Below are 11,406 nucleotides of genomic sequence, written 5' to 3'. Positions count from 1 at the left end.
TGAATTGGGTGTGTAGACATCTATAGTCCTCCTTTTTTCTTTGAGCTTGTTCACAAGCTTATTACAATTGTTATTATATTCTTTATTGGTACCGCTTTCACAAAGGATTCTACTTTTTGAATGCAAAGAATTTGGCTTTTTTTGAATCCTTCCTATTTTTTAGTTAATATGAAGCGTTTTCTTTGCATATTTTGCCTTTTATATTATTTTTATGAATATATATTTTTTTGTAAAAAATAAAAAAAAGATCAACGAATTAGTTGATCTCTTCAAAACTTTTTAAAAAGTAGGCTGTATCTAGAAAAGTTAGTTGTTTTCTCTCATACTGGATCTTATGAGAATCGATGAGTTTCTTTAAAACTTGATTGACGGTTTCTCTAGTTGTGGCTGCTAATTTGGCCATTTCCTTCATACTAATTGGAAATGGAAGCTGATTTCCTAGACCTTCATAGTCCTTGCACAGAATGGCTAAGGATTGAATCACGCGCTCACTGGCACTAGCTGTCACGACATTGCGCAAGCGCAACTCTTGAAATTCTAGGATGGAGGAGAGCTTTCTCATAATAAAGAGCAACTGCTCCTTACTCTCTTGGGCATATAATTCATAGAGGTTGACGGGAATCACGAAACAACGCAAATCCGTCACCGCACTAGCTGTATAGTGGTAACGCTCATCCTGGAACATCCCACCATAAGGGAACAGAGCCCCCTTCTTAATATAATCCATATAGGAGAATTGGTCAGACGAATCAAATTGCTCAATACGAGCAAAGCCTTTTGTCAGAAGAAAAATGCGCTCCCGCCTATCTCCTGCATAAAATAAAATTTGTCCTTTAGGGATATCCCTGGCATGAATTTCAACAGCTAATTTATCAAAAAGCTCCACTGGCAACGCAGAAAATGCAGGATGCAAGCGAAGCAACTGGTAATCTTCCTTTGTAATCATGTCTATACTTCCTCTTATTACTATTATTAGTATAACATACTTTTTATAGAAAAGGGAAAGAAGTCTCTTTAGAACAGAAAAGTAATTCGAAACACCAAGTGAATTTCATCCTACTTTGATAGAATAAAAGGCCTGAGCAACCCTCAGACCTTCTGTCGATTATTCATTCATATTGACACGATGCCATTCATTGATAACATAAGCCAATTGTCCCAATTGATAAAGACCAACGCCACTGATTTCAGAACTTTCTGGAGTCGTCCCTCCAAGTCCTGCAGTGTAGATAGCAACCAAATAAGGAGTCGATTCACGGACAATCGCATCCACATTAAGTGCTTCAGCAACATATCCTGGTTTTTGTTGAATCACCAAATCTGGCAAGAATTTTTTATAGTACTCACCTGGGAAAGACTCCCCGATCAGTTCTAGTAAATCCGCATATTTTTCTTGATGATTCCAAAGATATTCCAAGACATGGATGTAATAATCCGTTGTCGTTTTATTATCTTCGCTAAAGGTTTTAACCTCTGGTGAACGAGATTGACCATAGCGACTGAACAACTTACGCGCTTGCTCCATCCCCCCTAAACGATCTGCCAAAGCATAGGCTGGGGTGTTTTCAGAGTAAACCAATGAATAGCGCTGCATATCAGGAATAGACATGGCTCCATCAAAGGCAGCAACGTAATTGTCATGCTCTCCTACATATTCATAGTAAGTATTGGTAATGTCAAACCGGTATGTTAAATTGAGTTTGCCCTTTGCGACTTCATCCACCACCAACATGTTCAACGGTAGCTTATAGGTACTACCTGCCGTCATTGGTTGAAGATCATTCATGGCAAATTGCTCTCCTGTAATGGCATTGCGATACGTGAAGGCAACTTGTGACGGATCAATTCCACTTTCTGCTAGGAAATCCTGGACAACCTCTACCAAACCTTTATTAGCATAATCATAGACAAGGCCATAAGCGCTCATCGTTTCCATGTCTGCATCTACTACTGCTTGCTTAGCTTCAGGAGATTTGACACGCGGTTTTTTCGTCTCAGGGGTAGACTTTTCGATATCTTGTTCTTTTGCTTCTTTTGTTTTCTTTGCTTTTTTTTCAATTGCTGATGCTGTTGGTTGCGTAATATGCAAGTAGCCCAGTGCGCTTGTTCCCACTAAGCACAATAGAATACTGATCGCAATCATGATCGAGCGTAGATTAAAATATTTTTTCATACGAGATTAATTATAAAAGATTCTACTGAAAATAACAAGAATTATCAGAAATAGAAAACGATTTCTTTTTAAAAAGTTTATTTCTTTTCATCAAAGGCTTATTTTCGTTTAAAGGAGCCCATAATTAGCTTAGCGATCTCACGCGCAATCGTCCGGAATAAGGAACTCAAGAAGGAATCCTTAGCTTTTTCAAGACTGGATTTTCTTGGGCGACCTGGACTGCGCTTTTGCTCTGCTTTTTCCGCCGTAGCACGTTCTTTTTCTGCTTCTTTTTTCTCCTCTTCTTGTGCTTCCTTGCTTGCTTTAGCTGCTAATTTTTCATAGGCAGATTCCCGATCAATCGTCGTCGCATACTTTTGATGGAAAGGCGATGTCGTGATTAAGGCCAATTGTTCACTTTCATTTAAGAGGTCAAAACTCGATTGAGGAGAGAGAATATAAGCACGCTCAACCACACTAGGTTGCCCCTTCTCATTCAGGAAAGAAACCAAGGCTTCCCCTGTCCCTAATTCTGTGATCACTGTTTCTGTATCAAAGTCTGGATTCGGACGAAAACTTTGGGCAGCCACCTTGATGGCCTTCATTTCTTTTGGTGTATAAGCTCGAAGAGCATGTTGTACACGATTTCCAAGCTGTGCCAAAACAGATTCTGGTAGATCTTGAGGATTTTGGGTAATAAAGTAAATCCCTACACCCTTAGAACGAATCAGGCGCACGACTTGCTCGACCTTCTCAAGAAAGAGCTTGCTTGCATCCTTAAAGAGGAGATGGGCTTCATCAAAGAAGAAAACCAGTTTTGGCTTTTCGGGATCCCCAACCTCGGGAAGTGTTTCAAAGAGACGAGACAACATCCAAATTAAAAAGGTTGAATACAATTTTGGTGAATGAAAGAGCTTTGTAGCCGAAAGAATATTGATATACCCACGCCCTGATGCATCGAGTTGCATAAAGTCATTTAAATCAAGTGCAGGCTCTCCGAAAAACTGATCCGCTCCTTCTTCTTCAAGAACCAAGAGGCTTCTTTGGATCGCACCGACAGATTGTTTGGTGATATTACCATATTGGGCAGAATAGTCTGAGCTGTGTTCATAGACTTCCTTTAAAAGGCTTTGCAGGTCCTTCAAATCAAGCAAGGGCCAATCTTTCTCTTGAGCCACTTTAAAGACAATTGCAAGAATTCCTGATTGAGTTTCATTCAAATCAAGTAGACGAGAAAGAAGCAATGACCCCATTCCTTCGACAGTCGCACGAACAGGATGACCAGCTTGGCCAAAGACATCCCACAATCGAACAGGGAAGGCTTGCGGCTCAAACGGATCTGTGAGACCAAGCAGTTTGTAGCGTTCTTCCAGTTTTGGAGTCCATTGCCCCGCTTTGGCTAAACCAGATAAATCTCCCTTGATATCAGCTAGAAAGACCGGAATGCCCTCTTTGCTTAATTTTTCTGTGAGGACCTTGAGGGTAACTGTTTTCCCTGTCCCTGTTGCTCCTGCAATCAAGCCATGACGATTCAACATCCGTAAATAGATAGGCGTCTCAACTGCTCCTTTGGTAATGGTAATACTAGTCATTTCGTTTCTCCCTGAATGTTTCAGTTTTCATTTTAACGGTCATCTTTTCCTTGCCTAGGCCCTTCAAACTGGGCTTCTGATAAGTAAGACACACTCCTACTAGTGTATCATTTTCCTGTCTAAACGCAAGAAATTATACTCCGATTTTCCGGATACAAACAAAAAAATCTATAAGAGCCAATTGTCGCTCTTATAGATTCCTTTATTTTATTATTTTGCTGCTGCAAACAAGTCATTAACTTTATTCCAGTTGATCACTGAGAAGAAAGCTTTAATGTAGTCAGGACGTACGTTACGGTATTTCACGTAGTAAGCATGTTCCCAAACATCCAAACCAAGGATTGGTGTTTTTCCTTCAGAGATTGGTGTATCTTGGTTTGCTGTTGAAGTGACTTCAAGTTTACCTTCTTTGTTGACAACCAACCATGCCCAGCCAGAACCAAAACGTGTCGTTGCTGCTGCTGTGAAGGCTGCTTTGAAGTCTTCAAATGAACCAAATGTGGCATCAATAGCTGCAGCAAGTTCTGCTGAAGGAGCTGTTTGTTCTGGAGTCATCAATTCCCAGAAAAGAGCGTGGTTCAAATGACCACCACCATTGTTGATCACAGCTTGGCGAATGTCAGCTGGAATGGATTCAACATTAGCTAACAAGCTTTCAAGGTCTTCTCCAATTTCAGGATGTTTTTCAAGAGCTGCATTAACATTGTTTACATATGTTTGATGGTGTTTATCATGGTGCAAATGCATGGTTTCTTCATCGATATAAGGTTCCAATGCATCATAAGCATATGGTAATTCTGGTAAAATGATAGCCATTTTATGGTCCTCTTTTCTTTATTACTGACTTGATGATAACGCAAACAGCTAAATTATTCAACTAATCTGCTTGCGATTCATTCGTATTTAGACGCTATTCGCTACTTTCAACAGGGCCAAATCAAATAAGTAGTCTTTTTCATATGTTCCACTTTTAATCGCAAAATCCGTCTCGATGAAAGTCATCATAGCCTGCTTCAAAAAGGACAGGGAAAGCCTGCGGCTATCCCGTAAGGCAAACTTCACCTGGTAAGGATTGACCTTGCGTCCTGACAACTCCGACAAGCTCGCTACAATTTGGCTTTCGGATTGGCCTTCTTCTGAGAAAATTTTAACTTGAGAAAACATTCGGAATTGCCCCAACAGAATAGCGATCAATTTTATCTCATCTTCTCCTTGTAAGCGGAGATCCTTCACCAAATTCCGGGCTTGATCGATTTGGCGTTTGAGAATCATTTGTGTCAGATCAAAAATATTATCTTGCAAGGACTTTGGAACAACCTCCTCGATATCTTCGAGGGTAATCTGACCATCTTCTTTATAAGCCTGCAGTAGAGCGATATTCTTCTGTAACTCTCCAAAATCATAGCCAGATTTTAAGAGTAGCTGGTCCAAGGAATCGCCCTCAAACTGCAAGCCCAATTCTTGGGCCTGACTTGCAAAATAACGTTTTACCTCTTGCTCTTTAGGCGTTGTCGCTTCAATGATTTGGGCATCCCGTTTTAGGAGTTTGACCAAGCGGCGCTTACTATCTAATTTTCCTTCTGCAAATATCACCAAACGGGTCGATTCAGAAGGATTTTCCAGATAGTTTTCAAATTGCTTTAGATCTTCATCTGTTAAATTGCGTTTTTTGGCAGTGGTCACATCCAATAAGTGATCCAAAATCACGATTTTTTCATCTGCAAAAAAGGGAAGACTGACCAAATCCAGCTCGACCTCATCATAGGAGGCTTCCTTCATATCAAAATAAGAATAATTCAAATCTGAAGGATCATAGCCTATTTTATTTAAAATATCTTTTTTTAACCATTCAAATTGACCTACATCCTCTCCTGTCAAGACAAGAAGAGGAGGCAGAGTTTGAACCGTCAGATGTTTAGTGTCGGTAATTGCTTGCATGAAACTCTCTTATCTTTATCAGTTTAGTGTATTTCGTGTTCAGCAGCCATTTTTTGTTCCAATGGTGGTTTTTCGTCGGACAAATCAGGTGCTGCTACAAAATTAGGAATCCGCTCAAACGAGTTGCCTCCAAAGCTCCCCCCTGTCGCTGTAACTTGTGGTTCAGAAGCCACTCCCATAGGAGTTTCCATTGATTGTGGGAAGGTGTTTTTCCCTGGAAGCATCATGAGAATCAAGAGGGAAATAACTGTGATCACCCAGAGAAATAGGAAAATATCTAGCCCCGTCAACAAATAGAGCAGAACCGGACCAAGGTTCAAAAAGATCCAAGACCAATGGATTCCAGCATCCCGCAAGCGACGCACACAAATGGCTTGACTGGGTACCAAAATGAGGAAGTAAAAGAATGCTAAGAAAGCGAGCGCCCATAAACCTGTCTTAGAATGAACAGTTGAAAAATTGAGCGTTTCTTGAGCATTTTGATGGGATAAAGAAGTCACTACGTAAAAAACCCAAAGAGGCAAAGAAATCAGGAAATTCCAGAAAAAAGCTAGCCAAAAATGAGCTCGACTGGTCTTACTTGAAAAATCTGCATACTGTATCCAAAATTGCTTAAATGCGTTCATACGATTCTACCTTTACATTGATTTCACCTTCTATAATAGCAATTTTCAGCATAGAAAGCAAACCTCTCCTCGTCTCTAGCGGACCGTTTCCACCCTCCAATGGTCCCATCCAATCAAGCGAATCGCTCCTCTTTCATCGGTACGAAGATAAGAAATAGATCGTTCCTCTAATCGATCGAGTAATTCTTTATGGGGATGCTGGTAGCGATTTTTCTTGCCAACAGAAATCAAGGCCAATTGAGGATGTACCTGATCCAAAAACACATCACTAGAGGAACCTTTAGAACCGTGGTGGCCTACTTTCAAGACATCCACTTGTAATTGTGGATAGTTTTCCAAAAGTTTTTTCTCTCCAGCTTCTTCCAGATCACCCGTGAACAAAAATCGTTTCTGATAGAACTGCCCATAGAGGACAATCGAATCATCATTTTTACCATCCCCCACTTCATCAGGGGATAAGACTTCTAGATCATGATCAAAAATAGGAAGACAATCCCCTCTCTGGACTACTTTAATCGGACTATGAAGCTGTTTCAATTTCTCTTGAAATTTCGAACTGGTTAGACTTCCTGGACTGACATACACTTTTTTAACCGGGATTTGTCTTGCAACCTCTAACATATCGCCCATATGGTCCTGGTCTGTATGAGTCAAGACCAAAGCATCGAGTTTTCCAACACCTCGACTCTTGAGATAGGGAATCAGGGTTTGATCCGCATTGGCAGATTGACTGCGCTCTTGCCACTTTTCTCCACTTTTAAAAGTGACACGTCCTCCGACATCAATCAATATGGTTCTTCCTTTCCAATCGCGTAAAAAGATACTGTCTCCTTGACCGATATCCACCATGGTAATCTCATTTTCTAAAGGATGCTTGGTCCAACAAAAGATGAGTAGAATCATGCCTATTAACAGGAAACGACGTTTTTTTTGCTTTCGAAGATCATACAAGATTCCTAAAAGAAGGAAGAGAGCAATCAGAGCTGGTCCCGTCGGCTGACCAAATACCAAAGGTAGCGACGTGAGCTTTGAAATCCAACGAATACACTCCTCTATGAGAAGAAAGAAACTGTTAAAAATTGTAAGGGGCTTTAGAATCGATAAGATAAATAGCACCGTTAAACCTGGAAGAAGGACAAGGTCAAATAAGAAAGAAAAGAGGAAGGTTAAAGGGAGTGACCACGGTTGAAAGACACTAAAGTAATAGGTCAAAAGGGGCAAAATTCCCAGGCTAATCCAGAAACTTTCCACTAGTAGCTTTTTAAGTCCTGAATAAGAACTGGTATCTACCAAGGTCAAAATAAAGGCGTAGGCACAACTCAAAACCCCTCCAGCTGTCAGGAGAAACTTGGGCATGAGCAGCATTAAGAGCATCAAGGTCATCGCCATATTCTCCATCCCTCGGATGCTCTTTTGAGAGAGAAGCTTCTGCAAGAGACTGCGAACCACTGAAACTGAAAAACCTGTCAAGCCAGCATACACCAAAGAAATTGGAACCATCCAGATATCGACTGTCTCTTGCAAGATTCCTAGACGTAAGAGAGCTTTCCGGATCCCATTGATGAAAAAGCCGACCTGCATCCCCGATAAGGCGAATAAATGGATGATTCCTAAACTCGTGTAAAGCTGGTCCATCTCTTCAAAATCCGTATCTAAATAGCCAAAAAGAAGGCCGGTCATATACTGGTTCATTGGCTGCGGAAAGTGCTCCTTGCTCCAAACAATTGCTTGGCGCCTCCATTGAGATAGCCAGTCAAAAACATTCCACGTCTGGATGGGAAGAGCGGATTGGATCGCTTCAATTTTTATTTGATAGTGAATCCCCTGAGTCTGCAAATAAGACCGGTAGTCAAATCCTCTAAAATTTCGTTGCCCTTCTGGCTCTTCTATAACACCTTTATATGTCAACTCCAGCAAGTGAGTTTGACTTTGCCAATGCTGTTTTTCTTTTTCTGATTTTAAAGTGTAGAAGACTTGGTAGGTCCTTCCTTGATTTTTAGCACGAAAAGACAGGGCGTCCCCATTGATCTTGATAGTATCTGGAATCAGGCGTAAGTGGGATGGGGGCTGACTTTCTACTTGTACTGGATGATCCTGTATTCGCTGAAAGACAAAGAAGGCCGCAAAACAAAGGGTTGCTAAAGCAAGACCTAGCAAACTTGAGCGATCCCCTTTATAGTGATGAACCGCTAAAATTCCCACTACTACTAGACCGCTGATTGAAAGCCAAGATGGTTGATAGACACTAAAATACAACCATAGGAGTAAAAAGGCGAGATGGACAAGCGAAAAAGGAAGGTCTTTAATCCACCGTGAAAGCATCTCTTAGTTTCTCCAGTGTTTTCTCTCCGATTCCTGAAACATTTTTTAGATCATCCACTGATCGAAAAGGGCCATTTGCGTCGCGATAAGCGATAATATCCTGGGCTCGTTTCTGACCAATTCCCGATACCGTTTGAAGCTCAGTCTCTGTCGCTCGATTCAAATGGACCTTGCCTGTTTTTTCTGCTGATGCTGACGAAGTTGCGGAACTTTCTGAACTTCCAAGCGCTGGAACATCTTCCCCTTCTTTGGCAACATAGATCACTGCTTCATCAGAGAGTTTTTGCGCCAAGTTGACCGATTGGCTATTGGCATCTGCTGTCATCCCACCCGCCTTATGAATGGCATCGTGGACTCTGCTATTTGAGCGTAGCTCATAGACACCTGGTTGTTTGACAGCTCCTTTGACATCGACCGTAATGATCTCGGGTGCATCAGACACTGAAGTAACCGTCTTTTCTTCTTTGGAACTAGTGGTCTGCACCTTTTCTTTGCTCGAAGTTGAACTAGAAGCTTGATAAATATCCGGTATGGTGGATGCACTTGACTGAGGTCGATGGAAAAGAAAATACCCACCAAGTAAGAGTCCAATAGCAGTAAGAGCTAAAAAGAGCTTATATTCTTTGATTTTTTCGATGATATCCTCCATAAGAAACCTCCTCTCACTTTTATTATTCGTAAAAATAAAAAAAACTGAGAAAAACTCTCAATTTTTTTACTTGTTTTTCCGATGTTTATCTGGATCCCATACAAAGCTTGCTAGGTAACTAAAGAGCAAGGTCAAGATGCCTACGACTAAGGCAAGGGGAATCAAAAGGATTTTTAACAAACGAATCAAGAGAGAAGGTTTTGTTGGGGTGTTGATCGCTTGTGCTTCAGCATCTAAGCGGTCAAACTCCTCTTGGATACGGCGGGCAACTTCTACCACTCCTTCGTCATTCATCTTTTTAATATCCGAAATATCAATGGGATGTCCAAAGTTCATATCAATGCGTTCACCCGTTGCCAGCCCTTTCAAATCTCTTGGACCAGTATAAGTCACTGGCATGATACGGACCTTAGCCATTTTGGCAATGATGGCAACACCGCCTTTGACGTCTTGAGAATGACGGCTTCCACTTGGGAACATAATCAAGGAACGGTTGCTCTTTTTCAGCATATTGATAGGATACTTAATGGCTTCTGCTCCCGGATTTTCACGGTCGATCGGAAAAGCCCCACACATGCGAATCCACCAGCCAAAAATACGATTGGTGAAGAGTTCTTTTTTAGCCATAAAGATAAATTGTTTTGGCTTGGTTGCAAAGGCCATATAGACTGGATCCCACCAAGTTCGGTGAGGGGATACCAAGATGTAGTTCTCTTTCCGATCTGGAATATTGTCCATATGATGGTAATGGGCATTCCCATTTAAGACCCAAAGAATAAAGGCAACAAGGCCACGTAGATAGGTATAAAACATAGTTGTTCCTCAAATCCATTTCATTTGTCTCTCTACAAGATATTCAATCATGTAAAACATTCTTTCTTATTATACCGTATCCTGATTTTGACCGCAAACCTTTTTTAGATAAAAATTGTCTCAGCGGACCGATTCTAGATAGTCTTTTTCTCAAAAAAATGATATCATATTGTCTATGGAAACTATTGATTTAAAGGGCTTGTCCCTCAGTGAAGTCCGTAAGAAAATGGATCGCGGACAAACCAATGATTTTACAACGAATACAAATACCAGTACCTGGCAAATTATCAAGCGCAACGTCTTCACCTTGTTTAATACCTTAAACTTTGTGATTGCTGTGGCCTTAGCTGCTGTACAGGCCTGGAGCAATATGATCTTTTTCGCAGTCATTTGCTTCAATGCCATCACAGGGATCATGACCGAGATGCGCGCCAAGCGGATGATTGATAAACTTAATCTCATGAGTCGTGAGCTAGTGACTGTCATTCGTGACGGGGAAAAAGATGCGATTCCACCAGAAAAGCTTGTTCTAGGTGATTTAATGCTCTTGTCTTCGGGTGAGCAGATCCCTAGTGATGCCGAAGTCATGTCTGGTATCGCTGAAGCCAATGAGGCTATGCTGACTGGTGAGAGTGATCTGGTCTTAAAAGAAGTTGGTGATGAACTGCTTTCTGGTAGTTATATTGCCAGTGGTCAAGTCTATGCCCGTGTCAAGCGAGTTGGAGCAAACAACTATGCCAACAAACTGATGATGGAAGCCAAGACCTTGAAACCTATCAATTCGCGTATTCTTTATAACTTAGCGAAAATTTCAAGCTTCACTGGTAAAATTATCATTCCATTTGGCCTTGCCCTCTTCTTTGAAGCATTGTTGATCAAGATGCTGCCAATCAAGGATTCTGTCGTGAATTCTTCCACAGCTCTCTTGGGAATGTTGCCAAAAGGAATTGCCCTACTGACGGTTACGTCTCTTTTGACGGCAGTTATTAAGCTCGGTATGCGCAAGGTTCTTGTCCAAGAAATGTACTCAGTAGAAACCCTGGCGCGTGTGGATACCTTGTGTCTTGATAAGACCGGTACCATCACCCAAGGGAAGATGACAGTCGAAGCTCTCCATAGTTTATCTGATCATTTTTCTGAACAAACGATCCAGGTCATCCTCTCTGCTTACATGCAATATAGCGAGGACACCAATCCTACTGCTCAAGCTATTCGCAAGGCTTATGGGGAGTTGGAGCATGCTTATACTGCGGAAAACATTATTCCTTTCTCAAGTGATCGGAAATGGGGAGCCATGCACCTATCCAACCTTGG

10 protein-coding genes are annotated in these 11,406 nt (G+C 41.3%); 1 reads left to right on the top strand and 9 read right to left on the bottom strand.

The window, feature by feature from the left end; all coding sequences use genetic code 11:
* Positions 1–256 precede the first annotated feature (256 nt).
* The 9 genes from SPADD19_RS04645 to SPADD19_RS04605 form a co-directional block, all read right to left on the bottom strand.
* Positions 257–946 (bottom strand): Crp/Fnr family transcriptional regulator, encoded by a 690-nt coding sequence (locus tag SPADD19_RS04645; RefSeq protein ID WP_061455365.1) that lies wholly within the window; start codon positions 944–946, stop codon positions 257–259.
* A gap of 159 nt (positions 947–1,105) precedes the next feature.
* Positions 1,106–2,173, bottom strand: coding sequence for a serine hydrolase (locus SPADD19_RS04640; protein ID WP_061455364.1), 1,068 nt, complete (start codon positions 2,171–2,173; stop codon positions 1,106–1,108).
* A gap of 98 nt (positions 2,174–2,271) precedes the next feature.
* Entirely contained in the window at positions 2,272–3,744 is a 1,473-nt protein-coding gene (locus SPADD19_RS04635; RefSeq protein ID WP_061455363.1) for a helicase HerA-like domain-containing protein, read from the bottom strand.
* 210 nt (positions 3,745–3,954) lie between these two features.
* Positions 3,955–4,560, bottom strand: a complete 606-nt coding sequence (gene sodA / locus SPADD19_RS04630) for a superoxide dismutase SodA (protein ID WP_061455362.1) — start codon at positions 4,558–4,560, stop codon at positions 3,955–3,957.
* Positions 4,561–4,647: 87 nt separating this feature from the next.
* Positions 4,648–5,682 (bottom strand): DNA polymerase III subunit delta, encoded by a 1,035-nt coding sequence (gene holA / locus SPADD19_RS04625; RefSeq protein WP_061455361.1) that lies wholly within the window; start codon positions 5,680–5,682, stop codon positions 4,648–4,650.
* Positions 5,683–5,705: 23 nt separating this feature from the next.
* Positions 5,706–6,308, bottom strand: a complete 603-nt coding sequence (locus SPADD19_RS04620) for a DUF805 domain-containing protein (RefSeq protein WP_061455360.1) — start codon at positions 6,306–6,308, stop codon at positions 5,706–5,708.
* 75 nt (positions 6,309–6,383) lie between these two features.
* A complete protein-coding gene (locus tag SPADD19_RS04615; RefSeq protein ID WP_061455359.1) occupies positions 6,384–8,630 on the bottom strand; it encodes a DNA internalization-related competence protein ComEC/Rec2 in 2,247 nt (748 codons plus the stop codon).
* A complete protein-coding gene (locus SPADD19_RS04610; RefSeq protein WP_061455358.1) occupies positions 8,611–9,279 on the bottom strand; it encodes a helix-hairpin-helix domain-containing protein in 669 nt (222 codons plus the stop codon). The genes SPADD19_RS04615 and SPADD19_RS04610 overlap by 20 nt, the downstream gene beginning before the upstream one ends.
* 66 nt (positions 9,280–9,345) lie before the next feature.
* Positions 9,346–10,092, bottom strand: coding sequence for a lysophospholipid acyltransferase family protein (locus SPADD19_RS04605; RefSeq protein WP_061455357.1), 747 nt, complete (start codon positions 10,090–10,092; stop codon positions 9,346–9,348).
* Between the two features lie 175 nt (positions 10,093–10,267).
* Here SPADD19_RS04605 and SPADD19_RS12570 point away from each other — a divergent pair.
* The coding region (locus tag SPADD19_RS12570) for an HAD-IC family P-type ATPase (protein WP_241496470.1) at positions 10,268–11,406 on the top strand (1,139 nt) is incomplete at its 3' end.

Origin of the sequence: Streptococcus parasanguinis (assembly GCF_001578955.1) — a bacterium.
Classification (GTDB): Bacteria; Bacillota; Bacilli; order Lactobacillales; family Streptococcaceae; genus Streptococcus; species Streptococcus parasanguinis_U.
The sequence above is the reverse complement of the archived record's forward strand: the minus strand, read 5'-3'. Positions and strand labels throughout refer to the sequence as shown.

Coding starts and splice junctions, on each gene's coding strand:
- SPADD19_RS04605 (WP_061455357.1), bottom strand. CDS start 10,092: ATGTTTTATACCTATCTACGTGGCCTTGTTGCCTTTATTCTTTGGGTC.
- holA (WP_061455361.1), bottom strand. CDS start 5,682: ATGCAAGCAATTACCGACACTAAACATCTGACGGTTCAAACTCTGCCT.
- SPADD19_RS04635 (WP_061455363.1), bottom strand. CDS start 3,744: ATGACTAGTATTACCATTACCAAAGGAGCAGTTGAGACGCCTATCTAT.
- SPADD19_RS04610 (WP_061455358.1), bottom strand. CDS start 9,279: ATGGAGGATATCATCGAAAAAATCAAAGAATATAAGCTCTTTTTAGCT.
- SPADD19_RS04615 (WP_061455359.1), bottom strand. CDS start 8,630: ATGCTTTCACGGTGGATTAAAGACCTTCCTTTTTCGCTTGTCCATCTC.
- SPADD19_RS04645 (WP_061455365.1), bottom strand. CDS start 946: ATGATTACAAAGGAAGATTACCAGTTGCTTCGCTTGCATCCTGCATTT.
- sodA (WP_061455362.1), bottom strand. CDS start 4,560: ATGGCTATCATTTTACCAGAATTACCATATGCTTATGATGCATTGGAA.
- SPADD19_RS04640 (WP_061455364.1), bottom strand. CDS start 2,173: ATGAAAAAATATTTTAATCTACGCTCGATCATGATTGCGATCAGTATT.
- SPADD19_RS04620 (WP_061455360.1), bottom strand. CDS start 6,308: ATGAACGCATTTAAGCAATTTTGGATACAGTATGCAGATTTTTCAAGT.